Annotated in this window: 31 protein-coding genes; 14 read left to right on the forward strand and 17 right to left on the reverse strand. The window is 69.9% G+C overall.

Going from position 1 to position 26,269, the window contains the following annotated elements; translation table 11 throughout:
- The first annotated feature begins 1 nt into the window (after window position 1).
- Complete coding sequence (locus DFR74_RS07680) at window positions 2-463, forward strand: VOC family protein (protein ID WP_067501596.1); 462 nt, start codon at window positions 2-4, stop codon at window positions 461-463.
- A gap of 38 nt (window positions 464-501) precedes the next feature.
- On the opposite strand, the gene DFR74_RS07685 is transcribed toward DFR74_RS07680, so the two are convergent.
- On the reverse strand, window positions 502-1,254 hold the full coding sequence (locus DFR74_RS07685) for a TetR/AcrR family transcriptional regulator (RefSeq protein WP_067501593.1): 753 nt from the start codon (window positions 1,252-1,254) through the stop codon (window positions 502-504).
- Between the two features lie 102 nt (window positions 1,255-1,356).
- Here DFR74_RS07685 and DFR74_RS07690 point away from each other — a divergent pair, with 102 nt between their 5' ends.
- From DFR74_RS07690 to DFR74_RS07700, 3 genes are all read left to right on the forward strand, one after another.
- The gene (locus DFR74_RS07690; RefSeq protein ID WP_067501590.1) at window positions 1,357-2,316 is read left to right on the forward strand and encodes an ATP-binding cassette domain-containing protein; all 960 of its coding nucleotides are present in this window, start codon (window positions 1,357-1,359) and stop codon (window positions 2,314-2,316) included.
- Window positions 2,316-3,137 carry an ABC transporter permease gene (locus DFR74_RS07695; protein WP_067501587.1) on the forward strand — a complete coding sequence of 274 codons (822 nt, stop codon included), beginning with the start codon at window positions 2,316-2,318 and terminating at the stop codon, window positions 3,135-3,137. The genes DFR74_RS07690 and DFR74_RS07695 overlap by 1 nt, the downstream gene beginning before the upstream one ends.
- A gap of 124 nt (window positions 3,138-3,261) precedes the next feature.
- Window positions 3,262-3,678, forward strand: coding sequence for an NUDIX hydrolase (locus DFR74_RS07700; protein ID WP_067501585.1), 417 nt, complete (start codon window positions 3,262-3,264; stop codon window positions 3,676-3,678).
- Between the two features lie 11 nt (window positions 3,679-3,689).
- On the opposite strand, the gene DFR74_RS07705 is transcribed toward DFR74_RS07700, so the two are convergent.
- From DFR74_RS07705 to DFR74_RS07730, 6 genes are all read right to left on the reverse strand, one after another.
- A complete protein-coding gene (locus DFR74_RS07705) occupies window positions 3,690-3,896 on the reverse strand; it encodes a hypothetical protein (RefSeq protein WP_147265757.1) in 207 nt (68 codons plus the stop codon).
- Window positions 3,897-4,051: 155 nt separating this feature from the next.
- Window positions 4,052-4,252, reverse strand: a complete 201-nt coding sequence (locus DFR74_RS07710; RefSeq protein ID WP_067501580.1) for a hypothetical protein — start codon at window positions 4,250-4,252, stop codon at window positions 4,052-4,054.
- A 104-nt stretch (window positions 4,253-4,356) separates the two neighbouring features.
- Window positions 4,357-4,971 (reverse strand): GTP-binding protein, encoded by a 615-nt coding sequence (locus tag DFR74_RS07715; RefSeq protein ID WP_067501577.1) that lies wholly within the window; start codon window positions 4,969-4,971, stop codon window positions 4,357-4,359.
- Entirely contained in the window at window positions 4,952-5,326 is a 375-nt protein-coding gene (locus DFR74_RS07720) for a DUF742 domain-containing protein (protein WP_067501574.1), read from the reverse strand. The genes DFR74_RS07715 and DFR74_RS07720 overlap by 20 nt, the downstream gene beginning before the upstream one ends.
- The gene (locus DFR74_RS07725; protein WP_067501571.1) at window positions 5,323-5,718 is read right to left on the reverse strand and encodes a roadblock/LC7 domain-containing protein; all 396 of its coding nucleotides are present in this window, start codon (window positions 5,716-5,718) and stop codon (window positions 5,323-5,325) included. The genes DFR74_RS07720 and DFR74_RS07725 overlap by 4 nt, the downstream gene beginning before the upstream one ends.
- A complete protein-coding gene (locus tag DFR74_RS07730; protein ID WP_067501569.1) occupies window positions 5,715-8,021 on the reverse strand; it encodes a sensor histidine kinase in 2,307 nt (768 codons plus the stop codon). The genes DFR74_RS07725 and DFR74_RS07730 overlap by 4 nt, the downstream gene beginning before the upstream one ends.
- A gap of 316 nt (window positions 8,022-8,337) precedes the next feature.
- Between DFR74_RS07730 and DFR74_RS07735 the strand changes: the two genes are divergently transcribed.
- Both DFR74_RS07735 and DFR74_RS07740 read left to right on the forward strand, forming a co-directional pair.
- Window positions 8,338-9,891, forward strand: coding sequence for a succinic semialdehyde dehydrogenase (locus tag DFR74_RS07735; protein ID WP_067501566.1), 1,554 nt, complete (start codon window positions 8,338-8,340; stop codon window positions 9,889-9,891).
- A gap of 118 nt (window positions 9,892-10,009) precedes the next feature.
- Window positions 10,010-10,432 carry an MmcQ/YjbR family DNA-binding protein gene (locus tag DFR74_RS07740; RefSeq protein ID WP_067501563.1) on the forward strand — a complete coding sequence of 141 codons (423 nt, stop codon included), beginning with the start codon at window positions 10,010-10,012 and terminating at the stop codon, window positions 10,430-10,432.
- 18 nt (window positions 10,433-10,450) lie between these two features.
- On the opposite strand, the gene DFR74_RS07745 is transcribed toward DFR74_RS07740, so the two are convergent.
- The 4 genes from DFR74_RS07745 to DFR74_RS07760 form a co-directional block, all read right to left on the reverse strand.
- Window positions 10,451-10,765 carry a hypothetical protein gene (locus tag DFR74_RS07745; RefSeq protein WP_067501560.1) on the reverse strand — a complete coding sequence of 105 codons (315 nt, stop codon included), beginning with the start codon at window positions 10,763-10,765 and terminating at the stop codon, window positions 10,451-10,453.
- A 97-nt stretch (window positions 10,766-10,862) separates the two neighbouring features.
- The gene (locus tag DFR74_RS07750; RefSeq protein WP_067501557.1) at window positions 10,863-12,005 is read right to left on the reverse strand and encodes an alkaline phosphatase family protein; all 1,143 of its coding nucleotides are present in this window, start codon (window positions 12,003-12,005) and stop codon (window positions 10,863-10,865) included.
- A gap of 42 nt (window positions 12,006-12,047) precedes the next feature.
- Window positions 12,048-12,362, reverse strand: coding sequence for a nuclear transport factor 2 family protein (locus DFR74_RS07755; protein WP_067501554.1), 315 nt, complete (start codon window positions 12,360-12,362; stop codon window positions 12,048-12,050).
- Between the two features lie 83 nt (window positions 12,363-12,445).
- Window positions 12,446-13,057, reverse strand: coding sequence for a TetR/AcrR family transcriptional regulator (locus DFR74_RS07760; protein ID WP_067501551.1), 612 nt, complete (start codon window positions 13,055-13,057; stop codon window positions 12,446-12,448).
- Window positions 13,058-13,165: 108 nt separating this feature from the next.
- On the opposite strand from DFR74_RS07760, the gene DFR74_RS07765 reads away from it, so the two are divergent.
- From DFR74_RS07765 to DFR74_RS07780, 5 genes are all read left to right on the forward strand, one after another.
- Complete coding sequence (locus DFR74_RS07765; RefSeq protein WP_067501548.1) at window positions 13,166-14,209, forward strand: NAD-dependent epimerase/dehydratase family protein; 1,044 nt, start codon at window positions 13,166-13,168, stop codon at window positions 14,207-14,209.
- A gap of 10 nt (window positions 14,210-14,219) precedes the next feature.
- Window positions 14,220-14,420, forward strand: coding sequence for a hypothetical protein (locus DFR74_RS07770; protein WP_067501545.1), 201 nt, complete (start codon window positions 14,220-14,222; stop codon window positions 14,418-14,420).
- Between the two features lie 67 nt (window positions 14,421-14,487).
- Entirely contained in the window at window positions 14,488-14,781 is a 294-nt protein-coding gene (locus tag DFR74_RS37015) for an LLM class flavin-dependent oxidoreductase (protein ID WP_067501543.1), read from the forward strand.
- A 76-nt stretch (window positions 14,782-14,857) separates the two neighbouring features.
- On the forward strand, window positions 14,858-15,187 hold the full coding sequence (locus DFR74_RS37020) for an LLM class oxidoreductase (protein WP_067501540.1): 330 nt from the start codon (window positions 14,858-14,860) through the stop codon (window positions 15,185-15,187).
- 208 nt (window positions 15,188-15,395) lie between these two features.
- A complete protein-coding gene (locus tag DFR74_RS07780) occupies window positions 15,396-17,675 on the forward strand; it encodes an ATP-binding cassette domain-containing protein (RefSeq protein WP_067502111.1) in 2,280 nt (759 codons plus the stop codon).
- 62 nt (window positions 17,676-17,737) lie between these two features.
- Here the strand turns inward: DFR74_RS07780 and DFR74_RS07785 are convergent, their stop codons facing one another.
- The 3 genes from DFR74_RS07785 to DFR74_RS07795 are packed head-to-tail and all read right to left on the reverse strand — an operon-like array spanning window position 17,738 to window position 19,709.
- Window positions 17,738-18,454, reverse strand: coding sequence for a hypothetical protein (locus tag DFR74_RS07785; RefSeq protein WP_113975002.1), 717 nt, complete (start codon window positions 18,452-18,454; stop codon window positions 17,738-17,740).
- Entirely contained in the window at window positions 18,451-19,347 is an 897-nt protein-coding gene (locus DFR74_RS07790; RefSeq protein ID WP_067501534.1) for an ATP-binding cassette domain-containing protein, read from the reverse strand. The genes DFR74_RS07785 and DFR74_RS07790 overlap by 4 nt, the downstream gene beginning before the upstream one ends.
- Window positions 19,344-19,709: a GntR family transcriptional regulator gene (locus DFR74_RS07795; protein ID WP_067501531.1), complete on the reverse strand. Its 366-nt coding sequence runs from the start codon at window positions 19,707-19,709 to the stop codon at window positions 19,344-19,346. The genes DFR74_RS07790 and DFR74_RS07795 overlap by 4 nt, the downstream gene beginning before the upstream one ends.
- A gap of 211 nt (window positions 19,710-19,920) precedes the next feature.
- On the opposite strand from DFR74_RS07795, the gene DFR74_RS07800 reads away from it, so the two are divergent.
- Together DFR74_RS07800 and DFR74_RS07810 are read left to right on the forward strand one after the other, a co-directional pair.
- Window positions 19,921-20,391 carry a hypothetical protein gene (locus DFR74_RS07800; protein ID WP_147265758.1) on the forward strand — a complete coding sequence of 157 codons (471 nt, stop codon included), beginning with the start codon at window positions 19,921-19,923 and terminating at the stop codon, window positions 20,389-20,391.
- Between the two features lie 423 nt (window positions 20,392-20,814).
- Entirely contained in the window at window positions 20,815-21,885 is a 1,071-nt protein-coding gene (locus DFR74_RS07810) for a substrate-binding domain-containing protein (RefSeq protein WP_232331576.1), read from the forward strand.
- 55 nt (window positions 21,886-21,940) lie between these two features.
- On the opposite strand, the gene DFR74_RS07815 is transcribed toward DFR74_RS07810, so the two are convergent.
- Together DFR74_RS07815 and DFR74_RS07820 are read right to left on the reverse strand one after the other, a co-directional pair.
- The gene (locus tag DFR74_RS07815) at window positions 21,941-22,129 is read right to left on the reverse strand and encodes a DUF6355 family natural product biosynthesis protein (protein WP_067501522.1); all 189 of its coding nucleotides are present in this window, start codon (window positions 22,127-22,129) and stop codon (window positions 21,941-21,943) included.
- A 139-nt stretch (window positions 22,130-22,268) separates the two neighbouring features.
- Window positions 22,269-22,877 (reverse strand): HAD family hydrolase, encoded by a 609-nt coding sequence (locus DFR74_RS07820; RefSeq protein WP_113975003.1) that lies wholly within the window; start codon window positions 22,875-22,877, stop codon window positions 22,269-22,271.
- A 213-nt stretch (window positions 22,878-23,090) separates the two neighbouring features.
- On the opposite strand from DFR74_RS07820, the gene DFR74_RS07825 reads away from it, so the two are divergent.
- Window positions 23,091-24,482: a phenylacetate--CoA ligase family protein gene (locus DFR74_RS07825; RefSeq protein ID WP_147265760.1), complete on the forward strand. Its 1,392-nt coding sequence runs from the start codon at window positions 23,091-23,093 to the stop codon at window positions 24,480-24,482.
- Between the two features lie 275 nt (window positions 24,483-24,757).
- Here the strand turns inward: DFR74_RS07825 and DFR74_RS07830 are convergent, their stop codons facing one another.
- A complete protein-coding gene (locus DFR74_RS07830) occupies window positions 24,758-26,167 on the reverse strand; it encodes an amino acid permease (protein ID WP_067501518.1) in 1,410 nt (469 codons plus the stop codon).
- Between the last annotated feature and the right edge of the window lie 102 nt (window positions 26,168-26,269).

Consider the following 26,269-nt stretch of genomic DNA (forward strand, 5'->3'; position numbering starts at 1 on the left):
CATGAGCCGCCACATCCAGATCACGTTCGACGCGCACGACCCGCGGGCACTGTCGACCTTCTGGCGCGACGCCCTCGGCTATGTCCACCCCGCCCCGCCCGGCGTCGAGCTGCCCGTCGGCACCGACCCGTTGGCGGCGTGGGACGAGTTCCTGGACCGACTCGGCGTGCCGCAGGATCAGCGCAACACGAGCTCGGCCGTCGAGGATCCCGACGGCACCGGCCCGCGCCTGTTCTTCCAGCAGGTGCCGGAGGACAAGGTCGCCAAGAACCGCGTGCACCTCGACGTCCGCGCCGCCCCCGGACTGGAGGGTGAGCAGCGAATGGCGGCGCTGGAGGCCGAATGCGACCGGCTCGTCGCGATCGGCGCGAAGCGGGTGCGCCGGTTCGAGCCCGAGCCGCCGCTGAGCGCCGGATTCATCGTGATGACCGACCCCGAGGGCAACGAGTTCTGCCTCGACTGACCAGCGGCCGTGGCGCGACCCGGCGCGCCACGATCGTGTCAATCCTTCGTATTCCGCTGCCGCACATACGCTTCGAGTCCGTCGAGAAGGCGGTGCAGACCGAAGGCGAAGTGGTCGAACTCCGAACCGAACGCATCCTCGGACAGCGAGGCCAGGGTGGGGAAGCGGCCGCTGGAGATGGCGTTGGTGAGGTAGGGGCCCTGGGTGTTCCAGAACTCGTCCTCGGTCATGCGGGAGCTGCGCTCGGCTTCGCGTTCGTAGAGCTGGTTGCGCGCGAGGCCGGTGACGTAGCCGGAGATGGTGACGACCACCGAGACGAGTTCCACGTCGGGCAGGCCCATCGCTTTGATACGCGCCAGCACCAGTTCCATGCCCATCGCCGCGCCGGGGCCGATCACCGGGCGTGACTGGTCGACCTGCAACAGCCACGGGTGGGCGCGGAACATCTCGAGCTGTTCGTAGGCCAGCGCCTCGAGCGCGGCGCGCCACCCTCCGTCCTCGGGCAGCGGCCCCGCGGGCGCCTGCGCCCGGTCGAGCATGAGATCGAGCAGCTCGGCCTTGCCCGGCACGTACCGGTACAGCGACATGGTGCCGGTGCCCAGCTCGGTCGCGACCCGGCGCATGGTGACCGCGGCCAGCCCTTCCTCGTCGGCGACTTTCACCGCCGCCGCGATGATGCCGTCCAAGGTGAGGCCGGGTTTCGGGCCGCGCGTCGGACGCGGCGCGGTATCCCACAGCAGGTCGAGTGTGCGCGCGAGATCGCCGCTGCCGCTGGCCTCCGTAGTCGTCATGTCGTTCAGGTTAACCCGTGGAAATCCGGACTGGACGAAAAACTGGGTACGTTGTACTCTCATTTGGGTACAACGTACCCAGTTATATGAGGGAGGACTCGGGTGACCGAATACGCGGTGCGGGCCGAAGGGTTGCGCAAGAAATACGGCGACAAGTACGCCCTCGACGGGTTCGACCTCACGGTGCGCCGGGGCACCGTCCACGGCCTGCTCGGACCCAACGGCGCGGGCAAGACCACGGCGGTGCGGATCCTGAGCACCCTGCTGACCCTCGACGGCGGGCACGCGACGGTGGCGGGGCTCGACGTCGCGACCCAGGCCCGCGAGGTCCGCTCCCGCATCGGCCTCACGGGTCAGTACGCGGCGGTCGATGAGGTGCTGACCGGGCGGCAGAACCTCGAGATGTTCGGCAGGCTCTTCCATCTCGGCGGCCGGCGCGCCCGTGCCCGCGCCGCCGAACTGCTCGAGCGCTTCGACCTGACCGACGCCGCGAACCGCGGGGTCGGCAAGTACAGCGGCGGCATGCGGCGCAGGCTCGACCTGGCGGCCTCGATGATCCTGTCGCCGGACATCCTGTTCCTCGACGAGCCGACCACCGGCCTGGACCCGCGCAGCCGCGGCGAGGTGTGGGAGTCGGTGCGGCAGTTGGTCGCCGACGGCACCACGGTTCTGCTCACGACGCAGTACCTGGAGGAGGCCGACCGGCTCGCCTCCCGGATCACGGTGATCGACCAGGGCCGCGCCATCGCCGACGACACCCCCGACGGGCTCAAGACCACCGTGGGCGGCGACATGATCGAGGTCGTCGCGACGGTGCCCGGCGATCTGCGCCTTGTCGCGAAGATCGTCTCCCGGGTGTGCACGGGCGAGCCGGAGATCGTGGAGGCCGAACGCCGCGTCTACGCGCCGGTGGCCGATCGCGTCGCCGCGCTCACCGACGTGGCCCGCACCCTCCAGGACGAAGGCCTCGAAGTGGAGGACCTGGGCCTGCGCAGGCCGAGCCTGGACGACGTCTTCCTGCATCTGACCGGACACCGCACGCTCGCCGAGGAGGCCGCCTGATGACCACCGTGAATCTCGCCCCGCAGCAGCGCTCGCGCGCCTACTGGGTGCTGGCCGACTGCTGGAACGTGGTGCGCCGCGGGCTCACCCACTACCAGCGCCAGCCGGTGAACATCCTGTGGCAGCTCGGGTTCCCGATCGTGTCGGTGCTGCTCTACGGCTACGTCTTCGGCAGCGCGATGAGTGTGCCGGGCGGCGGCGACTACCGCGACTTCCTGATGCCCGGCATGTTCGTGATGACCATGGCGTTCGGCTTCATGAACACCGCCACGCTGGTGGTCTACGACTCCACCAAGGGCGTGATCGACCGGTTCCGCTCCATGCCGATGTCGCCCTCGGCGGTGGTGTCGGGGCGCGCGGTGACCGATCTGCTGCTGGCCTGCGCGGAACTGGGCATCCTGATGATCACGGCGCTGGTGATCGGCTGGCGGCCCGAAGGCGGCGTCGTCGCCATCGCGACCGCGTTCGTGCTGCTGCTGTGGCTGCGGTTCGCGCTGATCTGGGTGGGCGTGTGGCTCGGGCTGATGGTGCCGAACCCCGAAGCGGCGGGCAGCCTCTACGCCGTGGCGTTCCCGTTGACGATGATCTCGAGCGTCTTCGTGGCGCCGCAGCTGATGCCGACGTGGCTCGGACACGTGGCGGCGTGGAACCCGATCTCGTCCACGGCGACCGCCACCCGCGAGCTGTTCGAGACACCGGCGGGCAGTGGCGAGTCCTGGATCGAGCAGAACGCCGCGCTGATGTCGGTGGTGTGGCCGCTGCTCATCACGGCGATCTTCGTGCCGCTCGCGGTGCGCAGGTTCCAGCGCTTGTCGCGGTGAGGATGTGGGCCGGACTCTTCGGGGTCCGGCCCATCGCCGTCTCCCGAATCAGTCGTCGTGCGGGGTGAATGCGCCTGGCGGGCGCCCTCGAACGGCGGCGACCCCGGCCCACTATGCTGCGCACGTGACGGAAGCCCGTGTGGAAACGCTGATCGACACCGTGGCCTGGGTGCACATCGTGCAAGGCCGCATCCTGTGCGGGCGGCCGGCGGGCAAAGACGTCTTCTTCATCCCCGGCGGCAAACGCGAAGGCGACGAGACGGATCTGCAAACGCTGGTGCGCGAGATCGAGGAAGAGCTCACCGTGCGGTTGCGGCCGGAGACGGTGCGCCACGTCGGCACCTACGAGGCGCCGGCGCAGGTGCCGCCGAACGGCGTGACGGTCCGGATGAGCTGCTACACCGCCGAATACGAGGGCACGCTCACCCCGAGCAGCGAGATCGCCGAAACCGCCTGGTTCACCGCGGCGGATCGTGCCCTGGTGCCCCCGGTCGACCAGCTGCTGTTCGACGAACTGGTCGGCCGGGAACTGCTGAGCTGAATGGGTGGGGCTCAGCAGTACGGATAGCTCGATCCGAGGAACCGGCCCGTGAGCAAGCAGACCAGGGCCTCGAGGGCTTCGCGGGGGTAGGTCGCGGACGCGCTGGACGAGCCGGAGTCGGTCGGTGCCGCCGACGCGGGTGCGGCGACACCGCCGAACAGGGCGGCGGTGACCGCGCAGACGGCGACGATTCGACTGATTCCCGGGGATGATTTCACGGTGTTCTCCTTCTTTCCGCGATGAGTATCGGACGCGAAGGAGCGGGAATCGCAGCCCTCAATCATTGGGCCAAGAGCGTTGGGAGACGTTGGGGCGCAACGCCTTTGGAAGTTTCCACGCGAGGATCGCACGGTGCGGCCTCGCCGCGCACGACTCAGCAGAGCGGGTACTTGGACCCGACGAGCTCGCCGCGGAAGAAGCACACGATGAGCTCCACGACCGAGCGGGCCGCGTCGGCGGACCCGGTACCCGGACCGGGGTCCGCCGCGGCCACGCCCGCGCCCGAACCGCACACCAGAGCGGCCGACACGGCGAACGCGGCTACGCCCTTGCTGAACCTGGACGACATCTTCATTTCGACACTCCTTCGACACGCGACACGCTGAGTATCGGCCGTGAGGGGGGAGCGAGGCAGACCCCAATCGCGCGGGCACCACCAACGGGGGGGAGCGGTGTGGTTCAGGTGGTGACCGGTTCGCGCCCCGCCAGTTCGATGAGATGCTGCACCAGCGTGAGCAGGACGTTCTTCGCCGAGTCGCGGTGGCGGGCGTCGCAGAGCATCACCGGGGTGTGCGGTTCGAGGTCGAGCGCCTCGCGCACTTCCTGTTCGGTGTAGCGGGGCGCGCCGTCGAAACAGTTGACGCCCACCATGAACGGCAGCCCGCGCCGTTCGAAGAAGTCCACCGCCGCGAACGAACTGCCCAGCCTGCGGGTGTCGGCCAGCACCACCGCGCCCAGCGCGCCGCGCGAGAGTTCGTCCCACAGGAACCAGAACCGGTCCTGTCCGGGCGTGCCGAACAGGTAGAGCACCAGATCGCGGTCGATGGTGATGCGGCCGAAATCCAAGGCGACCGTGGTGGTCTGCTTGGACTCCACACCGGACAAGTCGTCGACGCCGGAGCTGACCTCGGTGATGAGTTCCTCGGTGCGCAGCGGGGCTATCTCGCTGATCGCCGAGACCATCGTGGTCTTGCCGACGCCGAAACCACCGGCGATGAGGATCTTGACCGACGCGGCCAAGTGTTGGGGCCCCTGCGGGTCGAGCCGTGCGGGGTCAAAGTTTTCTGATGCCATCCAGTACCGCTCGCAATATGTTGAGATCGCCGGGGCCGGCCTCCGTGTGTGCCGGAGCCCGGAAGATCAAGTGTCCCTCGCCGATCAGGTCGCCGACGAGAATCTTTGTCACCGCAAGAGGAAGTTTCAAGTTCGCCGCGACTTCGGCCACCGATTGCGGCTCCCGGCACAGCGCTATGATGCGCCCGTACTCCGGCTCCGGCCTGCGCAGCGGGGGTGCGGGCACCGCGGCGGTGACCACCGTGGCGATGTCCAGATCATGGGCCGTGCCCATGGTGCGGCCGCGCGTGAGGGCGTAGGGCCGGATCAGCGGTCCGGCCGCCTCGTCGAACCACGGCTCCCCCCGGCGCGTCATGGCAAGCGCGCGGGGGTGGAGAGATAAGTACCGACACGCTGCACGGTGACGTTCATTTCGTAGGCCACCATGCCCAGGTTCGCCGAATCCGACGCCTGCAGAGCCAGACACGCGTTGTCGCCGGCGGCGGTGACGAACAGGACGGCGCGGTCGAGTTCGATCACGGCCTGGCGCACGCCGCCGCCGTCGAAGCGGCTGCCCGCGCTGCGCGCCAGACCGTAGAGCGTCGATGACATCGCGGCGAAATGCTCGGCGTCGTCACGGCTGAAGGCGGTCGAGCGGCCGAGCAGCAGCCCGTCGGTGGACAGCACCACCGCGTGCCGCACACCGGCCAGCCGATCCACCAGATCGTCCAGGAGCCAGTTGAGGTCGCCGGATTGGGGAGCGGTCACTGCACGCCTTCCTGTTCGTCGGTGGGCTGCGCGCGGCGGCCCTGCCGTGTTCCGTTCTCGATGGCCGACATCAGGTCCCTGGCCTGTTCGGCCGATCGTTCCCGCTCGCCGGTCGCGGATGCGGCCGACGCCGGATTCGCCAGCTCCGGAGCGAGATTGGCCTGCCGGTTGCGTCTGGGCAGCGCGGGCCTGCCGTCGGGAGTGGTCTCGGGCTCCTCGGCGAACACCGTCCGCTCCGGCGCGGGCGGCGCGACGGTGAGCAGTGCACCCGCCTCCGCCGCACCGGATTCCATAGACGGGGCCGGCTGACGGGGCCTGCGCACCGGCTCGGCCCGCGGCGGCGCGGCCGGTGCTTCGGCCGGGGCCAGCAGCGTGGTCGGGATGAGCACGATGGCGCGGATGCCGCCGTAGTCGGAGTCGGCCAGCCGCACGGTTACGCCGTGACGCTGACTGAGCTGGGCCACCACGAACAACCCCAGCCGTGAATCGGCCGAGAGTGTCGCGACGCCGAAGTCCGGTGGGTTGCGCAGCATCTCGTTCATCTTGGCCAGCTCCGGCTCGGGCATGCCCATGCCCTGGTCGCTGATCTCCACGACCACGCCGCGGCCCACGACGTTGCCGAAGACTTCCACCTTGGACTGCGGCGGCGAGAACGAGGTGGCGTTGTCGACCAGTTCGGAGAGCAGGTGCACGAGGTCGGCGACGACGGTGCCGAGCACGTGCGCGTCGGGCAGTTTCGTGACCCGGACCCTGGCGTAGTCGAGGGTTTCGGCGACCGCCGAGCGCACCAGGTCGATGAGCGGAATCGGTTGGCGCCATTGCCGTCCCGGCTGCCCGCCGCCGAGGATGATGAGGTTCTCGGCGTTGCGGCGCTCGCGGGTGGCGAGGTGGTCGAGCTTGAACAGCGTCTCCAACAGCACCGGGTCCTCCTGGCGGGACTCGGCCTCGTCCAGGATCTCGAGCTGGCGGTGCACCACCACCTGACTGCGGTGCGCGATATTGAGGAACACCGCCCTGACGCCCTCGCGCGTGCGGGCCTCGTCCACGGCGGCGGTGACGGCGGCCGCGTGCGCGTGCTCGAATGCCTTGGCCACCTCGCCGATCTCGTCGTCGCCGTAGTCCAGGCGCGGGGTCTCGGCGGCCGGGTCGACCGATTCGCCCTCGCGCAGCCTGCGCAGCATGTCGGGCAGGTTCTCGTCGGCCAGCGCGAGCGTTTCGCCGCGCAGCCGCTTCAGCCTGCGGATCACGCGGTTGGCCAGCACCAGGGCGATGAGGAAGGCCGCGATGCTCACCAGCAGCACGCCACCGCCGCCGTAGAGGGAGGTGAGGGCGGAGTCGTTGGCGCGCTCCTCGGCGGTGCGCTGGGTGCGCTGGTTCTGGCCGGTGTAGATGTCGAGCAGAGCACCGTTCACCTCCTCGGCGGCGCGCCGCCAGTCCTCGAGGGACAGCGGCAGCGGCGCGGGCGCGGAGGTGGTGCGGCGCGTACTGGATGTGCTTGCCGTGGTATCGGTTTCGGGGGTGAACAGGCGCTCGGTGAGGGCGGACTCCACCGCGCCCAGCTGCTGCCAGGCCGGCGTGGCCATCAACGCCTGGATCGCCTCGCGCTGTCCCGCGTCGGGCTCGGCCGCCATGATCGCGAGCTCGGTGCGGTAGAAGCCGGTTTGGGCCAGGAACTCCTGCACGGGCACCGGCGGTTCGTCCCCCGCGGTGACGGTCGCGAAGGCCAGCGTCTGGGCGCGCGACATGGCGTCCACGGCGTAGAACAGGCGCATGCCCTCGGTGAGCTGCTTGCCGATCTCGGCATCGGGCACCGAGTCGTGGGCGACCTGCGCGCCGACCGACACCACGTCGAGCAGACGGTTGTAGAAGCCGTAGGCGTCGGCCGGCGGGAGTGCGCGCGCGTCGGTGCCGCCCCGCACGCCGGCGAGATGCTGTCCGAGCGTGGCGAATCCGGCCAGATCGTCGCCGATGCGGGTGTCGTCCACGGCGCGGATGTCGTCGGAGATCTCGATGAGGCGCGCGAACGCGGCGTCCAACCGGGTCCGCGCCGCCGTGAGGGCGGGCACCACGCTGTCGTCACCGGCCAGATACACCATCGCGAGATGGCGTTCCTGTTGGACGGCCTCCACCAACTCCCTGGTGGACGGGATGGCGGCCTGCATCTGCACCGCCCAGTCCCGCTCGGTTCTGCCCTGATCGACCAGGTATCCCGCCGCGCCCACGCCGACCACGAGCAATGTCAGGCTCGGCACGAGCGCGATCGCCAGAATCCGGGTCCGGACCCCGAGCCTCGCTCTGAACATCGGCACAACGTAATCCACTGTGCGAGACAGCTGTCGAGAGTGTCCCGCTCAGCGGGACCGGATTTGACAGCGGGGAGCGAGAGTTGATCGGCATGACCGCCCGGACTGGTCGGTCGGCCGAATTTCTGTGCCCGGCAGGTCAATTCGCGTTTCGCCACCGAATGGGACAGCGCGACCCGCGCTACCTCGCGGCATGCCCCGCCGCGGGACATCTGAAACGACCGCTGTGCGCGTGAACGCCGAACCGAATGCGGGGGAGGGCAGCGGCGGCGTAGATTGTGTGTAATCCGTGGTTACCCACAAGTAGGAGGCAAGGATGCCCGCGCCCGAAGCCGGAGTCTTCGACCGCCTGAGCGCGCTCGCCGCGATCGAGGACCCCGCCGCCCGCCCGCGCAAGACGATCGCCGAGACGTTCACCGGCACACCTCTCGGCACGGTGCCCGTCGGCGACGCGCAGGACGTGGCCGCGGCGTTCACCAAGGCCAGGGCGGCGCAGGCGCGCTGGGCCGCGCGCCCCGCCGGCGAGCGCTGCGCGGTGTTCGACCGGTTCCGCACCCTGATCATCGATGAGCGCGAGGCGCTCATGGACGTCATCCAGGCCGAGACCGGCAAGGCGCGCTGGGCGGCCCAGGAAGAGATCATGGGCATGATGTTCGCGGCGCGCTACTTCGCGCGCGTCGCGTCGAAACTGCTCGAGCCGCACAGCGTGCCCGGCGCGTTCCCGGTGTTGAACCGCGCCTCGGTGCGCACCCAGCCCAAGGGCGTGGTCGGCGTGATCGCGCCGTGGAACTACCCGATGGTGCTGTCCATCGGCGACTCGATCCCCGCACTGCTCGCCGGCAATGCGGTAGTGGTCAAGCCCGACAGCCAGACCCCGTACTCCGCGTTGGCCGCCGCCGAACTGCTCTACCGGGCCGGCCTGCCCCGCGACCTGCTCGCGGTGGTGCCCGGACCGGGCGCCGTGGTCGGCACCGCGATCGTGGACGAGTGCGACTACATGATGTTCACCGGGTCCTCGGCCACCGGCCGCACGCTGGCCGAACAGTGCGGGCGCAGGCTCATCGGCTTCTCCGCCGAACTGGGTGGCAAGAATCCGATGATCGTCACGCGCGGCGCGAACCTGAACAAGGCGGCCAAGGCCGCGGTGCGCGCCTGTTTCTCCAACGCCGGGCAGCTGTGTATCTCGATCGAGCGCCTGTACGTGGAGAAGGCGGTGGCCGAGGAGTTCACCGCCAAGTTCGTCACCGCGGTGCAGACCGCGAAACTCGGTGCGGCCTACGACTACTCGGCCGATATCGGCAGCCTGATCTCGGAATCGCAGCTCGAGACCGTCACCAAGCACGTCGCCGACGCCACGTCCAAGGGTGCGACGGTGCTGGCCGGCGGCAAGGCGCGTCCCGATCTGGGCCCGCTGTTCTACGAGCCGACCGTGCTCGCCGACGTGACCGACGAGATGGAGTGCGGCCGCGAGGAGACCTTCGGCCCGCTGGTCTCGATCTACCCGGTCGACTCCGTCGAGGACGCCATCCGGCTCGCCAACGACACCGAGTACGGCCTGAACGCCAGCGTGTGGGCGCGCACCAAGTCCGAGGGCGAGGCGATCGCGCAGCGACTGCACGCCGGCACCGTGTGCGTCGACGAGGGCTACGCGCCCGCGTGGGGCACCACCGGCGCGCCGATGGGCGGCATGGGCATCTCCGGCGTCGGGCGCAGGCACGGCCCCGACGGCCTGCTGAAGTTCACCGAGCCGCAGACCGTGGTGGTCACCCGGTTCCTGAACCTCGACCCGCCCCCGCTCGTGCCGCACGAGAAGTGGCAGCGGTTCCTCATGACGGTCGCGCGCAGCCTGCGGTTCCTGCCGGGGCGCTGACCCGCGTCGAACGAATCGGCCCGGCCGGGGTTCCGGCCGGGCCGTTGTCGTCCGCCGGTGAATTCGGCCGAGCCGCGCTTCCTGCATCGCGCACGGGCCGGGGTTCATACTGGCTGGTATGCGGAGGCGGGATCGACCGGCCCGGGTCGCGGACGTGCACGCCATCGCGCGGGCGATGCCGCACGTCACGCAGGTGCCGGGGCCGAAGGGCAACGCGGTCTACCAGGTCGGCGGGAAATCGTTCGTGTTCTTCCGGAATCCGCGGCCCGACGCCGTCGATCCGGACACCGGGGAGCGGTACGAGGACGTGATCGTCGTCTGGGTGCCCTCGGAGTCGGACAAGCTGGCGCTGGTGCAGGATCCGGAGTCGCCGTTCTTCACCACTCCCCACTTCGACGGGCACCTGTCGGTGCTGGTGCGGGCCTCCCGCCTCGGGGAGATCTCGGTGGGGGAGCTGACCGAGATCATCCAGGACGCCTGGCTGGCGCGGGCCTCGCACAAGCGCGGCGCGGACTGGCTGGCGAGCCACCCGCCGCGCTGAGTTCTGTATTGCCGAGTCTCACTTGTTCATGAAGATGCCCGCCACGTCGGCGTTCTTGATGGGGGTGTCGGCGTTCATCTGGGTGGCGCACAGCAGGTCGGCGGAGATGATGGTCGCGTCCACGACCGTGCCCGCCGGTTCGCGGTCGTCGCCGGTCTGCTCCTTGACGAACTTGGTGATGGTGGTGCGCTTGGTGTCGGGGTCCTGGGTGACGTACTCGCTGCACGGGGTGTCGCCGCCCTTGTTCAGCGCGCGTTCGATGTCGGTGCAGCCCGCCAGTACCAGCGCGACGGCCGCCACGCCGAGGCCGGTCCGTGTCAGGGTGGCGTTCATGTACTTCCTCCTGGTCGCGTCGGACGGGTCGGCCGCCGAACACTGTCGAGGGTAGGACACGCCGGTGACGGCCGGGCTCCCGCGCTCGGCGTGTCGATCAGGCGGCGTGCACGCGCAGCGGGATGTTCAGCTCCGCCGGGGTCAGCGACCCGTGGTGGCCGGGCATGGAGGACAGCAAAGGTTCGGCGCCGCTGCGGATCACGCCGCGGGTGCCGCGTGCGGCCACCACCAGATCGCCGATCCGCTCGGCGACCGTCGGCGTGACGGTCGGGCCGAACCAGCCGAGGTCGATCGCCTCCGCGCGGGTCAGGACCGCGAAGTCGGCGCCGAGGGTCTCGCGCCACGCGGCGGCCACTTCGCCGGTGGCGCCGTCGCGGGTGAAGACGTGGCGGGCGCGGGGTTCGCCGGCGAGCAGATCCACGCCCTCGGACAGTGCCGGGACGGTGTCGAAATCGACGGTGCCGGTGAGCTGCACCATGCCGTGGTCGGCGGTGACCAGCAGGGCGGCGTCGGGCGGGAGGTGTTCGGCGATGCTCGCGGCGATCCCGTCGACGTGGGCGAGTTCGAGCCGCCACGCGGAGGACGAGGGTCCGCGCACGTGACCGGTGGTGTCCAGGTCGGCGTGGTAGGCGTAGACGAGGGAGCGCTCGCCCGCGCCGAGGGCGGTGGTGACGCCGTCGACCAGATCGCCCACCGAGAACCCGGGGCGGAAATCGCAGCCGCGCAACACCGCTCGGGTCAGTCCCGACCCGGCCTGGAGCATCGGCGCCACCTGCGCGGTGGACACCCCGGCGCGGGCGGCGCGCTCGAAGGCGGTGGGCAACGGCTGGAACTGTTCCGGCACCAGTTCGGTGCGCAGATCGCGTTTGGCGGCGTCGCCGTGCAGCTGCCACGCCAGGGAATTGACCGGGTGGTCGTAGCCGGGCACGCGCATGAGATAGCCGACGATGCCGTGCTCGCCCGAGGGCACACCCACGCCCAGCGACGCGATCGACGTGGCCGTGGTACTGGGGAACCCCGCGGTGAGCGGATGGTCGGGCAGGCTCGAAAGGAACGGCGCGACATCGGCGTTCGCGGCCAGCGCCTCCGCGCCCAGACCGTCGATCAGCAGCACGCACACCCGGCGCGCGGACAGGCCGAGGCCGAGCCGGTCGATCTCGTCGGGCACCCCCAGACCGGCCAGGACGGACGGGAGCAGATCGGCCAGGGAACCGGAGCCGTACCGGGGCGCGTCGAACACCGGGTCAGGATGTCAAGATCAACGGTCGCGCGGCAAGGGCTTTCACGCCTGTCCGGTCTCGAATCGGCGCACCTTGCCGTCGCGCAGCTCGAACCGCCACGCCGTGCGCATCGAACCCCACCGGGAATTGGCGTAGTCGGCGACGAATGCGGTGCCGCCGTCGGTCACCGACTCGATGGTCATCCGGCCGTCGCTGTCGAAGATCTCCGAGTCGGTCCACTGCGCTAGGTCGCGCTCCACACCGTCGTCGGACATGGTGGCATCGTCGGTGAGGACGGCGCGGAACCGAGCGCGGTCGCCGGCGTTCACCGCGTCGACGAACTCCCGCACCGTAGGATCGAGCTGCTGATCGGACATCTGAGCCTCCCTCTCGCGTGGTCGAACAGGACATGCGGCCGTGCCGTGTGAAGCGACACCCACTGTAGGACAGCGCTCCGTGCTCACCGGGCGATGAGGGAGGCGAGTGTCGCCAGGGTGCCTGCGACGAGGTCGGGGGTGTCGATGCCGTATTGGGCGCTGCGCTTGTCGAGGTGGCCGTCGAGCCAGAGCGAGGCCAGGCCGTGGCCGATGCTCCACCAGGTGATGCCGAGCAGATCGGCCTTGTCGGCGGGCAGCTGGCCCGCGGCGACGCAGTCGGCGATGGCGTCGGTGAGGATCGCGAAGGCGGCGTCGCCGGCCGCCATGGTGTCGGGGTGCTTCTCGGGCTGGGAGAGCTCGGGCCGGAACATCAGGCGGAACTGGGCCTGGTGTTCCCGCGAGAAGCGGACGTAGGCGGCCGCGAGCGCTTGCAGCGTCTCGATGGGGGAGCCGGTGGACGCGTCGCGGGCGGCGCCCAGTTCGGCGGCGAGTAACTGGTACCCCTGCGTGGACAGCGCCGCGAGCAGCGCCGAGCGGTCGGCGAAATGGTGGTAGGGCGCCGCGGTGCTCACGCCCGCCTCCCTGGCCACCCGGCGCAGGCTGACCGCCGCGATGCCCTCGGTCTCGATCAGGCGCAGGCACGCCTCCATCAGCGCGTCCCGCAGGGCGCCGTGGTGGTATCTGGTCCGCTTCACCCTCCGAGCGTATGCGACGCCACTGGACAAGCTATCTATGCGGTGCTTAGATGATCTGAGCGGCGCTCAGATAGGCGCCGGTCATTCCCCATCGAAACGGGTGAGCACATGAGCACACGGGTACTCGTCACCGGCGCAACGGGATTCGTCGCCGGACACGTCATCGCCGAACTTCTCGACCACGACTACGCGGTCCGCGCGACGGTGCGCGATCTGTCCGCGACGGCCAAACGCGCCCACCTGGAAGGCCGGGGCGTCGAATTCGTCGCCGCCGATCTGGGCTCCGACGCGGGGTGGGCCGCCGCGGTCGACGGGTGCGCGTTCGTCGTGCACGTCGCCTCGCCGTTCCCGTCCACGCCGCCGCGCGAGGACCGCGAACTGGTCGAACCCGCCGTCCAGGGCACGCTGCGAGTGCTCCGCGCTGCCGCCGACGCGGGGGTGCGGCGGGTGGTCCTGACCTCCTCGATCGCCGCCGTCGCCCACGGGCACGACCGCGATGAAGTGCGCACGGAGGCGCATTGGTCTGTGGTGGACAAGGTTCCGGCCTATCAGAAGAGCAAGACCCTCGCCGAACGGGCCGCCTGGGACTTCGCGCACTCGCTGCCCGCCGACCGGAGCCTGGAGTTGGTCGCGGTGAACCCGGGCATGATCCTCGGTCCGGTGCTGTCGGCGGAGACCAGCACGTCGCACGAACCGATCCTGCGGTTGCTCAATCGCGCGGTGCCCGGTTCGGTCAACACCGGCTGGGCCCCGGTGGACGTGCGCGATCTCGCGGTGGCGCACCGGCTGGCGATGGAATCGCCGGTGGCGCCGGGCAACCGCTACATCCTCGCGGGCGAACCGCTGTGGATGGCGGAGATCGCCCGCATCCTGGCCGAGGAGTACAACCCGCGCGGATTCCGGGTGCCCACCAGGGTGCTGCCGGACTGGCTGATCCGGGGACTCGCGGTGTTCGACAAGGGAGTTCGGCTGGTCGTGCCCACGCTGGGCCGGGTGGAGACGGTGAGCGCGGGGAAGGCGCAGCGGGAACTCGGGTGGAGCATGCGGTCGGTGCGCGACTCCGTGGTGGACACGGCGGAGAGCTTGATCAACGTCGGTGTGGTGAAGGCGCCCCGTGGGGCATCCGCCGCACCGAAACCCGTGCGGGCGTGAGGAGTTCGCCGTGTTGATCGCGACCCTGGTGGTGACGATCGTCGCCTTCCTGCGCCGACGGTTCCGAGGCCGGAACCGCCCGGCCGACGGCGCGCCGCGCGAGCGTGTGCCGGTTCGGGAGCTGATCACGCGGACGCTGCGCCGTCCGGTGCCCGCCGCGGGCGCGGTGCTGGCGTTGCTGGTGGCGGCGGGGTTGTTCACCCAGTGCTGAATCGCGTGCGGCCCTCGGTAGGCCGCCAACGCATGTGGCGCGACGGTCCGGATAGGCCACCGAGCGGGTGCGGCTCAACACATTCGTGCTCAACGCGCCGTTCTACAACCCGGCGCTGCTGGCGCGCGACGTGGCGTCGGTGGACCAGCTCACCGGCGGGCGGCTGGAACTGGGCTTGGGCGCGGGCTACGTGGAGGCCGAATTCGAGGCCGCCGCGATCCCGTTCGAGAGCGGCGGCAAGCGGGTCGGGCGGCTCGAGGAGGCGGTGGCCACCCTGCGCCGCCTGTTCGCCGACCCCGAGTACCAGCCACGCCCGGCGGCGCAGGCGGGCCCGCCCGTGCTGCTGGCGGGCCTGGGGTGACCGGCTGCTGAAGCTCGCGGCCGAGCGGGCCGACATCGTCGCGTTCGCCGGTGGCGGGTCGCGCAAGGGCGGCCCGGTGGTGCTGGCGGGACCCGACGTGCTGGCCGAACGCGTCGCCTACGTCGACGGCTTGCTCGGCGCCCGCGCGGGCGAGGTCGAGCTCAACCTGCTCATCCAGCGGGTGATCGATCCGTCGGAATGGCCCGCGCTCGCCGAGGCGTTCCGCCCCTCCCTGCCGCCGGAACTGGTCGACACCCCCGAAGAGATCCCCACCCTGCTCATCGGTTCCCCCGATGAGGCCGCCGACCGCCTCCGCGACCTGCGCGACCGCTTCGGCATCACCTACATCACCGTGCTCGAGGACAGCATCGATGCCTTCGGCCCGATCCTCGAACGCCTCCGCTGAACGGCCGCGCCCCGGCACTGCTCGTACTCGAAGAGCCTGTGCCGCAAGCTGTTTCGAGTCTGTCGCGGTGGCCCCGGAACAGCTTGCGGCGCGCCGTCCGGGGCGTTCCACGCGTCGGCGCCGGGAGTTTTCCATGCACCTGTCGTAATGTGATTTGCATCACTACGCAGTGGGTGCTCGGGGGTCCCGTGGTGGCATGGTGGTCGGCATGTCTGCCCTCGCATCCCCCGCCACCGACGTCATCCGAATACTCGGGGCCGGTGAGCACAATCTCCGCGACGTGTCGCTGGAGATCCCCAAGAACAGGATCACCGTGTTCACCGGCGTGTCCGGGTCCGGGAAGTCCTCGATCGTGTTCGACACCATCGCGGTCGAGTCGCAGCGCCAGCTGTACGCGACGTTTCCCGCCTTCATCCTCAACTTCCTCCCGCGCTACGAGCGGCCGCACGCGGAGGCCATCGAGAACCTGACCGCGCCGGTGATCATCGATCAGCAGCCGGTCGGCGGCGGGCCGCGTTCCACGGTGGGCACCATGACCGACATCTACTCGATGGTGCGGGCCATGTTCGCGCGGTTCGGCAGCCCGTCGGCCGGTGCGGTGTACCACTATTCGTTCAACGTGCCGCAGGGCATGTGCCCGGACTGCGACGGGCTGGGCGTGAGCGTGCGCGCCGACCCGGACCGGCTCGTCGACCGCACGAAGTCGCTCAACGAGGGCGCCATCCTGCTGCCGGGCTACGCGGTGGGCAGCGGGGAATGGCAGATGTACGGCGCCTCGGGACGCTTCGATCCGGACAAGAAACTCGCCGACTACACCGAGGCGGAGTGGGCGGAATTCCTCCACGGCTCCGGCGGCAAGGTCGAACTCGTCTTCCCAACGGGCAGTTGGAAGGCGAATTACGAAGGGCTGGCGGCGAAATTCACCCGCACCAAGCTCCAGCGCGACACCTCGGGGTTGACCGAGAAGACCCGTCAGCAGATCCAGCGGTTCCTCACCGAGGGCGTGTGCGGGAGCTGCGGCGGCGCGCGGCTGAACGCGGCGGCGCTGGCCACCGAGATCGACGGACGCACCATCGCGGACTGGTCGAGCCTGCAGATCACCGATCTGCTCGAGGTGCTCGACGAGGTCACCGACCCGGCCGCGCTCGGCCTGGCCGACGCCATCCGCACCGCGCTGCGGCGGGTCGCCGACATCGGCCTGGGCTACCTCAGCCTGGACCGCGCCACGTCCACGCTGTCGGGCGGTGAGGGCCAGCGGTTGAAGATGGTCAAGCACCTGTCCAGCACGCTGATCGGGATGACCTACATCTTCGACGAACCCAGCGTCGGCCTGCACCCGCGCGATGTGGGCAGGCTGAACGATCTGCTGAAAGCCTTGCGCGACAAGGGCAACACGGTGCTGGTGGTGGAACACGATCCGGACGTCATCCAGATCGCCGACCACATCGTCGACGTCGGCCCGCGCGCCGGTGTGCACGGCGGGCAGGTCGTGTTCCAGGGCACGTTCGCCGACCTCCGCGCGGCCGACACCCCGACGGGTGCGGGTCTGCGGCGAAAGTTCGCCGTCAAGAACAGCTTTCGCGCCGCAACCGGCGAGCTGCGCATCGAGAACGCGTCGGTGCACAACCTGAAGGACGTGTCGGTCGGCATCCCGACCGGCGTGCTCACCTCCATCACGGGTGTGGCGGGATCGGGCAAGAGCAGCCTGATCCGGGACGTGTTCGTGCGCGAGCATCCCGAGGCGATCTTCGTGGACCAGTCGCCGATCGGCGCGTCGTCGCGCTCGACGCCCGCCACCTACCTGGGCCTGATGGACCCGATCCGCAAACTCTTCGCCAAGGCGTCGGGCACCTCACCGGGACTGTTCAGCTTCAATTCCGACGGCGCGTGCGCGATGTGCGGGGGCCGCGGCGTGCTCATCACCGAGATCGCCTACATGGATCCGGTCACCACGCACTGCGATTCCTGCGACGGGCGGCGGTTCTCCGACGAGGTGCTGGCCCACACGCTGCGCGGGAAGTCGATCGCCGACGTGCTCGAGCTCTCGGCGGAGGAGGCGCTGGCGTTCTTCCCGGAGAAGGGGCTCAGCGCCAAGCTGCGCACCATGAACGAGGTCGGGCTCGAATACCTGAGCCTGGGCCAGGCGATGAGCACGCTCTCGGGTGGTGAGCGTCAGCGGATCAAGCTCGCGACGCAGCTGCAGAACACGGGCTCGGTGTACGTCCTGGACGAGCCGACCACGGGGCTGCACATGTCGGATGTGGACACGCTGCTCGCACTGATGGACGGGCTCGTGGACCGGGGCAACACGGTCGTGGTGATCGAACACAACCTGGACGTGGTCGCGCACTCCGACTGGGTGATCGATCTCGGTCCGGACGGCGGCAAGAACGGCGGCGAGATCGTCTTCACCGGCACCCCCGCGGAGTTGCTCGAGCATCCGTCGTCGCTGACGGGGGAATACCTGCGCAAGTACAAGGCGGCCTAGATCCCGAGGAAAGCGGTTGTGCCCGCGCCCCTTTCGAGGCGCGGGCACAATCTTCCCGTGGGTCAGGTGGTTTCGCTACGGACGGGGATGTCGCGCACCAGACTCCAGGCCAGCGCCGTGGCCGCGCAGACCGCGACCGCGCAGGTCGCCAGGATGACCGGTGTGGCCCAGTCCTCGGCGATGAGATCGGTGAGCCCGCTCGGCGGGACGCTCGCCGCGCCCGCGATCGAGGCCGGGGTGATCAGCGCCAGGCCGGCCACGATCGCGACGAGGCCGCCGAGCCCGCCCCACGCCTTGCGGTAGAAGGCGGCGCCGATGGCCGCGCCGACCGCGAAGAACAGGGCGAAGCTCAGCAGGAAGCCGAGGAAGATCCAGCCGTACTGGTCGGCGGAGGTGAACAGGCCGGTGGCGTCGTCGCCGAGCTTCTGCGGCCAGTCCAGCACGCTGTACACGCCGCGCTCGATCAGGAAGCCGGCCACGATCAGCGCCGCGCCGGTGAGCGCCAGGGCCACCGCGTACACGAACGCCTGCGTGATCACGGTGCGCCTGGTGACGCCGTGCGTCACGTACAGCGGGACGTTCACCGTGGTGAGGTAGATGCCCATCGCGAGCATGTACCACGGGGCGATGTACACGGCCGCGCCCCACCCGCTGATCTCGATATCGCGGAACAGGCTCACCACGAACGTCACCGCGAGCATGAACACCAGCAGGCCCGCCCAGAGCCAGACGATTCCCGCACTGCGCCAGAGGTGCCGCAACACCGGGTACCTGGTCATCGAAGGGCCCCTTCCGAGGTCGTGAGATGGACGAAGAGTTCTTGCAGGGCAACGGGTTCCACCATGAGTCCCGCGCGCTGCGCCGCCTGCCGGTCGGCCTCGTGGGCGAGCACGGTGACCCGCGCGGTCGGCCCGAGGCGCTGGCTGTGCAGCACGATCAGCCCGTCGGTGGCGGCGTCGACGCGCTCGGCCGGGCCGGTGATGGTCGCGCCGCGCCCGCGCAGCGCTTCGGCCTGCTCGTGCAGCAGGACCCGGCCCTCGTGCAGGATGACGACGTCCTCGAGCAGTGGCGCGAGTTCGTCGATCAGGTGCGACGCCAGCACGATCAGTCGCGGATGTTCGGCGTAGTCGCGCAGGACCTCGTCGTAGAAGAGCCTGCGGGCGGGCGCGTCCATACCGGCCGTGCACTCGTCGAAGATGGTGACCGGTGCGCGGGAGGCGAGTCCGAGGATCGCGCCCACCTGGGAGCGCTGGCCCTTGGACAGCGAGCCGATGTGCTTGCGGCGGAACTCTTTCAGGCCGAACTTCGCCAGCAGCTCGTCGGCGTAGGCGGCCGACCAGTGCGGGCGGAACAGGGCGGCCACGTCGAAGGCGTCCGCGATGCGGTCTTCGGGCCAGTTGTTCGTCACCGAATCGCCGCCGCCCCGGATCAGGCATACGCGCTCGGTGACGGCTTGGTTCTCGTAGATCGGCGCGCCGTCGACGCGCACCTCGCCCGCGTCGGGCTTGCGGAACGCGGCGGCCACCGACAGCAGGCTCGACTTGCCCGCGCCGTTGCGGCCGAGCACACCGTGGATTCCGGGACCCCGCAGCGTGAAAGTGACGTCGTTCAGGGCGTTTTCGTCGTTGTCCGGGTAGCGCAGGGTCACCCCGTCGACTTCGAGCGTGCTCACCGTTCTCCTCCCTCGTCGCCCCGGATGTGGGCGATGACCTGGTCCACGGGTATGCCGAGCGCGGCCGCCTCGGTGATCATCGGGTCCACGACCTCCGCGAAGAACCGCGCCCGCCGCTGCTCGGCCAGCTGCTCGCGCGCGCCGGACGCGACGAACATGCCGACCCCGCGGCGCTTGTAGATGACCCCCTCGGTGACCAGCTCCTGGAAAGCCTTCGCCGCGGTGGCCGGGTTGATCCGGAACATCTCGGCGTACTGGTTGGTGGACATGATCTGGCCGCCCTCCTGCAGCGTCCCGTGGAGTACGTCGGTGCGTATCTGGTCGGCGATCTGCTGATAGATCGGACTCCGGTTGTCGAACACGGCACTCCAAAGGATTCTCATCGCGGCTCGCGCCACTTCAGTGGTTCATTACTGATGTAATGAACCATAGGGGTGGGGAACCGGTGGCGTCAAGCGACGGAAGGCGGGTGTGCGAGAAGTCCGGCGAAATGCAGTGGGGAACAACCGGATCCACCGATCCGGGATCGACCGGTCGCAGCGGAACCCGGTGCGGGCGACTACCATTCGCGGCGTGAGTGTGCGAAAGGGGGCGTCCCGGCGGGCCACCGTGTTCCGTTCGACCTGGACGGGTCTGCGGGTGGCGGCGGTGTGCCTGGTGGTCGCGGCGATCTGCGGGATCGCGGTCGCGAGCGGGGCGGCGGTGATCGCAGGCGTGGTGGGCGCGGTCGTGTTCGCCGGCTCGGCGGTCGAATTCGCCTGGGGGACGGTGCGGAACCGGCCCGACCTGGTGGTGACCGATCGGTGGGTCGAGCATCGCGCGTTCGGCCGGGTCGCGTGGGAGACCGTCGACCACGTGCGCGTGCGGCGGGCGGGGGAGCCGGGCGTGGACATCGTGCTGCGCCATCCCGATCCCGAGGCGGCGCTCGCGACGCTCACCTCGATTCCGCTCGCATCCGTCGACGCGCCGCTGTCGCGGATCGTGGACGCGATCCGGAAGCATCGGCCGGACGTTCGGGTGTCGGAAGTCGCAGCGACCGCCTGAGGTCCGACCGATCCGGGACCGGGGTCGCCGCGTTTCGCCTGGGTTCCCGCCCGGTTGTGTAGGTGCCATGAATTACCGGCACGCGCAGGCCTGGCGCGAATTCGGGCGGCGCGGAGTCGTCTCGGTGGTAGCTTGCCCGCGCGGACGAATCGGGTTGTTGGATCACCTCCAGCTCGCCCGGATCCGGTGCGCCCGCACGGACGAATCCGGTTCGCGGCGCTGGTCGGTCTGCTGGTATCCGGCCCGCGCCGCGCGGACGAATCGCTCGGGAGAAGTCGGCGTCGATCCGCTCGGGCGTGACCGGAGGCAGTGGTCCCACGGTGTGGTGTACGACGGGGTCGCCGGTCCGTAGTCGGTGCTATGGTCCGAATGGGACCAGGTGGGAGCCCGCGAACGGGCGGACGAAGTGCGGTGGTGAGGCCGGTGGCGCGCTCGCGGGGACGGGAGACCGTCGATATCGCGCTGCTCATTCCGTCGAGCGGGCCCGCGGGGTTGTTCGGGCCGTCGACCGAGGCGTGCGCCACGCTGGCGGTGGAGGACATCAACGCGGCCGGCGGGATTCTGGACCGTCCCGTGCGATTGCACCCGGTGGACGCGGGCGCGCCCCTGCCCACCGTGGCCGCCGAGATCGATCGGCTGGTGCGCACCGGGCGGGTGGACGGCGTGGTCGGGTGGCACCTGTCCAACGCCCGCAAAGTGGTGACGCCCGTGACGGCGGGGCGCGTGCCGTACGTGTACACCACGTTCTACGAAGGCGGCGAGGACTCCGACGGCGTGTACATGGTGGGGGAGACGCCCGACCAGCAGCTGTTCCCGGCGCTGCGGTGGCTGCGGTCCGAACTCGGGATCACGCGGTGGTGCGTGGTCGGCAACGACTACGTGTGGCCTCGGGAAACCGCCCGCGTGACAAGGGAGTTCGCGTGGGGCGGTGGGATCGACGTCGTCGGTGAGTCGTACGTGCCGCTGGGCGGGCGGGATTTCGGCGCGGCGCTGGACATGGTGCGCGAGTCCTCGGCGCAGGGCGTGCTGCTGTTCATGGTCGGGGCGGACTGCGCCGCGTTCAACCGGGCGTTCGCGCGGGCCGGGCTGGACGAGCGGCGCATCCGGCTGAGCATGATGATCGGCGAGGACGTGCTGTACGCGGGCGGCGCCGAGAGCACCCGCGGCCTCTACACCGCCTCCGGCTACTTCGAGAGCGTCGTCTCCCCGGAAGGCATGGACTTCGGCAGCCGCTACACCCGCCGCTTCGGCACCTTCGCCCCGGCCCTGAACAATATCGGCGAATCCTGCTACGAAGGCCTGCTCCTGTTCGCCTCCCTCGCCGAAGCCGCCCGCAGCCTCGACCTGCGCGACATCGAACGCCACGCCCACCACGTCAGCTACGGCGGCCCGCGCGGCGAAGTCCGCGTCCGCGGCGCCCACACCACCCAACCCGTCTTCCTCGCCGACGCCGACGCCCTCCACTTCAGCGTCCTCGCCGAACTCTCCGCCTGAAACGGTTCCGTCCCACCACGCGGCGTGCGGGGACGGAATCGTTCAGCGATCGAACTCAGCAGGTGGCGATGGCGACCGCGTAGTCGACGTGGGCCTCGTGGCCGAGCACCGAGACCGTCCACGGTCCGGCGCAGAAGTGATGGTCACCCCCGCCGACGATCCAGCTGTACTCGACCCGCACGAGCACAGTGCTGTCACCGCAGTGCCGGTAGTAGGCGGTGTCGGACTCAACGACCTTTCGCATCCTCATTCGAATGACCTCCCCTATCGAGATACGAACCAGTGGCTTCCCCAAGCACCACGACGATGGCAGCGCGCGAGCACCGGGGGGCGACAGCCCCGGAAAGTGATGGCCGACAGCGTGTTAACGCGCCCGAACGCGACTACGCGGCGGCGTATTCGGTGAGCCAGGTGGGGAAGGCGGTGAGGGTGGGGAGGATGGTGTGGGCGCCGGCGGTGCGCAGTTCGCCTGCGGTGCAGGGGCCGGTGGGGACGCCGACGGCTAGTGCGCCCGCGGCGAGGGCGCCGTGGATGTCGCCGACGTGGTCGCCGACGTAGATGTCGGCGCCGTGGGTGCGCAGGGCGTCGGCCTTGTCGGTGGACCAGAGGTCACCGGCGAGGTGGTCGACCTGGAAGCCGAGTTCGTCGAGGTGCAGGCGGGCGTGCGGTTCGTGCTTGCCGGTGACCACCAGCACGCGCCCGCCGCGGGCGCTGACGGCAGCGAGCGCGTCGGCGGCGCCGGGCATGGCGGGGATGTCGGCGACGATGCTCGGATACAGCTCGCGGTAGCGGGTGATCACGGCGGGAACCAGGTCCTCGGGCGTGCCGAAGCGGGCGAGGAGCATACCCAGCGGGGGACCGAGGTGTTCGGCGAGATCCGCGCCGCGCAGCGGGAGCCCGAACTCGGCGGCGACCAGGTCGATGGCGCGGGAGACCCCGGGGCGGGAGTCGATCAGGGTCATGTCGAGGTCGAAGCCGACGGTCCAGGTCACGACCTCGACTCTAACCGGCCGTCAGGTTTGCCCACCGCCTCGCCGGGTATCGTTGAGTTGCCCTGCGTATGCCCAGGATTCGCGGTGTGTTCACCGTCACACCCCCGCGGAATTCGAGGCGCGCGATCCGTGCCGATCGCCGTCGAGACCGCCTCGCGCGGCGGTACGTTGGACCGCGACGCAGGTTTGTCTCGCGGAAGGGCCTCCCCGGAGATGGATTCGGATCTGCAGCACCGGCTCGTGACGTTGTTCCGCCGTACGGCGGCGTCCGTGCCCGCCTACCGCGCGTTCCTGGACGCCGAAGGGGTGGACGCGGACGCGGTGACCGACGCGGCGGGCTTCGCGCGGCTGCCGCTGATCACGAAGGAGAACTACCACCATCGCTACCCGCTGCCCGACCGCTGTCGCGGCGGCGACCTCACCGAATGCGACGTGATCGCGGTGTCGTCGGGCTCCACCGGCACACCCACGTACTGGCCGCGCACCTCCGAGGACGAAGCGGCCGCCACCCGCCGCTTCACGCAGGTCCTGGTGCACGGCTTCGACGCCACCCACCGGCGCACGCTGGCCGTGGTGTGCTTCCCGCTCGGCACCTGGGTCGGCGGGCTCTACACGCTGTCGTGCCTGCGCGGACTGGCCGGGGAGCTGTCCATGACGGTCGTCGCGCCCGGCAATAACAAGGCCGAGATCCTGCGTGTGGTACCGGAATTGGGCGCGCACTTCGATCAGGTGGTGCTGTTCGGGTATCCGCCGTTCCTCAAGGACGTGATCGACACCGGCCTGCGCGAGGGTGTCGACTGGAAGTCCTACGCGGTGAAGCTGGTGTGCGCGGGGGAGGTGTTCAGCGAACAGTGGCGCGACCTGATGGGCGTGCGCGCCGGGCTGGACCCGGTCCACGACGTGGCCGCCCTGTACGGCACCGCCGACGGCGGCGTGCTGGGCAACGAGACACCGCTGAGCGTGCGCATCCGCCGGTTCCTGGCGCAGCATCCGCGCTGCGCGCGCGAACTGTTCGGCGGTGAGCGCCTGCCCACGCTGATGCAGTACAACCCGGCGGACCGGTACTTCGAAACCGTCGACGGCACACTGGTATTCACCGCCGACACCGGTGTGCCACTGATCCGGTACCACATCGCCGACGACGGCGGCGTCATCCCGAACGAGCGCATGGTGGAGTACTGCCGCGCCTACGGATTCGACCCGGACGACGACACAGGACCGGACCTGCCGTTCGTCTACGTCTTCGGCCGCTCCCTGCACGCGGTCTCGATCTTCGGCGCCAACGTCTACCCCGAGACCGTGTCGATCGCGCTGGAAGGGCCGGACATCAGCGAGTGGGTGACGGGCAAGTTCGTGCTCGAAGCCTGGGAGAACGCCGACAGCGACCGCATGCTCCGCATCACCGTCGAACTCGCTCCCGGCGAGTCCGCGACACCCGACCGCACCGCACTCGTCGCGACGCGCATCCGAGACGAATTGGTCACGCGTAGCAGCGAATACGCCAACTATGTGCCCGCCGAACGCCGGACCCCGCACGTCGAGTTGCGCCCGGCGGGCGACCCCGACTATTTCCCGATCGGCGTGAAGCACCGGTACACGCGCTGAGCGTGACGGTGCGAGCGAAAACCCCTGTCGCACGCCTTGATTCACGTGGAACTGCCGATGCACTCGATGCCGAATGGCGCAGAACTGCCATCCCGCACCGGTTTTCGGCATCGAGTGCCTCGAATCGGGGGTGGGTCAGACCTCGCGTGCGCCCTTGCTCGTCCGCGACAGTTCCCCCGCTCGACCTGCGGGAAGTTCCGAACCAGGGAAGCACTCCCAAGGGCAAGGACTCAAGAAGCACTCGCCGCAAACGTGCATCGAGTGCAACAACAGCCTCAGTCCGTCACCTTCACGGTCTCCGCCTCCGCGAACGCCGAATGCCTGCGCCCGTACCAGAAGTACACGCCCACGCCGATCGCCACCCAGATCGCGAACCGCACCCAGGTCAGCTCGTCGAGCGTCAACGCCATCAGCGCGCAGCCCAGCAGCGCCAGGATCGGGACCAGCGGCACCAGCGGCGTGCGGAACGGCCGCTCGCGACCGGGTTCGATCTTGCGCAGCACCAGCACCCCGACACACACCACCGCGAACGCCGACAGCGCCCCGATGTTCACCAGCTCGACCACGATGTCGATGGGCAGCAGGCCGGCGATGGCCGCGCAGCACACGCCCAGCACCAGGGTGAGCTTGACCGGTGTGGCGCTCTTGCCGGTGGCGGCCAGCGAGCGCGGCAGCAGCCCGTCGCGGCACATGGCGAAGCTCAGCCGCACCTGCGCGTAGACGATGAGCAGCAGGCCCTTGGTGAGCGCGACGACCGACGCGACCACGATGACGGTGCCGATCCAGCCGATGTCGAGCGCGCCGAACGCCGTGGCGATGGGGGCGCCGTTGTTCAGCGACTCGAATGGCGCCACACCGGTGAGCACGGCGCTGACCAGCGCGTAGAGCACCGTCGCGACGAGGACCGTGCCGATGATGGCGAACGGGATGTCGCGCTTGGGGTCGCGCGCCTCCTCCGCCGAGGTGGCGACCACGTCGAAGCCGAGGAAGGCGAAGAACGCGACCGCCGCGCCGCCGATCACGCCGCTCCACCCGAACGGGGCGTAGGGCGTCCAATTGCCCGGGTCGATATGCGGCGCGCCGACCACGACCACCAGGACGAGCACGCCGATGGTCACGGCGACCAGCACCTTGGTGATGCGCGCGGTGAGCGATACTTCGCCGACGAGCACCGCCACGATCGCGCCGATGATCAGCACGGCGGGCAGGTTCACCACCCCGCCCTCGCTCGGGCTCGCCGTGATCGCGTGCGGCAGCGTGATCCCGAAGATCGAGTCCAGCGCCGACACGGTGGTACCCGACCAGCCGATCGCCACCGCCGCGCCGGCGATCACGAATTCGAGCAGCAGGTTCCACCCCACCAGGAACGCGGGTCCTTCGCCCAGCGTCGCGTAGGTGTAGGTGTAGGCGCTGCCGGAGACCGGCGTCATCGCGGCCAGCTCGCTGTAGCACAGCGCCACCAGCACGCAGACCAGCCCGGCCAGCGCGAAGGAGAGCACGATCGCCGGGCCCGCCTTCTCCGCGGCCGCGACGCCGGTGATGACGAAGATGCCCGCGCCCACGATGGTGCCCACGCCCATGGCGGTGAGGTCGAGCCGCCCGAGCCGCCGGTGCAGGGTGCCCGCCGGTGTCGCGAGATCGTCGGGCGTGCGGCGGCGCCACCGCTGGGCTGTCGGGCTGGTCATCGGGTTCCTCTCGGGGCGCGGGTCACGCGCCCCAGCTACGACAATGGCTCTCCGATCCCGGTCGGGACCGAAGAGCCATTGTCGTAGGTGCGACTTCCCGGC

This window comes from Nocardia puris, from assembly GCF_003315035.1.
Classification (GTDB): Bacteria; Actinomycetota; Actinomycetes; order Mycobacteriales; family Mycobacteriaceae; genus Nocardia; species Nocardia puris.

Coding starts and splice junctions, on each gene's coding strand:
- DFR74_RS07680 (WP_067501596.1), top strand. CDS start 2: ATGAGCCGCCACATCCAGATCACGTTCGACGCGCACGACCCGCGGGCA.
- DFR74_RS07685 (WP_067501593.1), bottom strand. CDS start 1,254: ATGACGACTACGGAGGCCAGCGGCAGCGGCGATCTCGCGCGCACACTC.
- DFR74_RS07695 (WP_067501587.1), top strand. CDS start 2,316: ATGACCACCGTGAATCTCGCCCCGCAGCAGCGCTCGCGCGCCTACTGG.
- DFR74_RS07710 (WP_067501580.1), bottom strand. CDS start 4,252: ATGAAGATGTCGTCCAGGTTCAGCAAGGGCGTAGCCGCGTTCGCCGTG.
- DFR74_RS07715 (WP_067501577.1), bottom strand. CDS start 4,971: ATGGCATCAGAAAACTTTGACCCCGCACGGCTCGACCCGCAGGGGCCC.
- DFR74_RS07720 (WP_067501574.1), bottom strand. CDS start 5,326: ATGACGCGCCGGGGGGAGCCGTGGTTCGACGAGGCGGCCGGACCGCTG.
- DFR74_RS07730 (WP_067501569.1), bottom strand. CDS start 8,021: ATGTTCAGAGCGAGGCTCGGGGTCCGGACCCGGATTCTGGCGATCGCG.
- DFR74_RS07735 (WP_067501566.1), top strand. CDS start 8,338: ATGCCCGCGCCCGAAGCCGGAGTCTTCGACCGCCTGAGCGCGCTCGCC.
- DFR74_RS07740 (WP_067501563.1), top strand. CDS start 10,010: ATGCGGAGGCGGGATCGACCGGCCCGGGTCGCGGACGTGCACGCCATC.
- DFR74_RS07745 (WP_067501560.1), bottom strand. CDS start 10,765: ATGAACGCCACCCTGACACGGACCGGCCTCGGCGTGGCGGCCGTCGCG.
- DFR74_RS07755 (WP_067501554.1), bottom strand. CDS start 12,362: ATGTCCGATCAGCAGCTCGATCCTACGGTGCGGGAGTTCGTCGACGCG.
- DFR74_RS07765 (WP_067501548.1), top strand. CDS start 13,166: ATGAGCACACGGGTACTCGTCACCGGCGCAACGGGATTCGTCGCCGGA.
- DFR74_RS07780 (WP_067502111.1), top strand. CDS start 15,396: ATGTCTGCCCTCGCATCCCCCGCCACCGACGTCATCCGAATACTCGGG.
- DFR74_RS07785 (WP_113975002.1), bottom strand. CDS start 18,454: ATGACCAGGTACCCGGTGTTGCGGCACCTCTGGCGCAGTGCGGGAATC.
- DFR74_RS07815 (WP_067501522.1), bottom strand. CDS start 22,129: ATGCGAAAGGTCGTTGAGTCCGACACCGCCTACTACCGGCACTGCGGT.
- DFR74_RS07825 (WP_147265760.1), top strand. CDS start 23,091: ATGGATTCGGATCTGCAGCACCGGCTCGTGACGTTGTTCCGCCGTACG.
- DFR74_RS07830 (WP_067501518.1), bottom strand. CDS start 26,167: ATGACCAGCCCGACAGCCCAGCGGTGGCGCCGCCGCACGCCCGACGAT.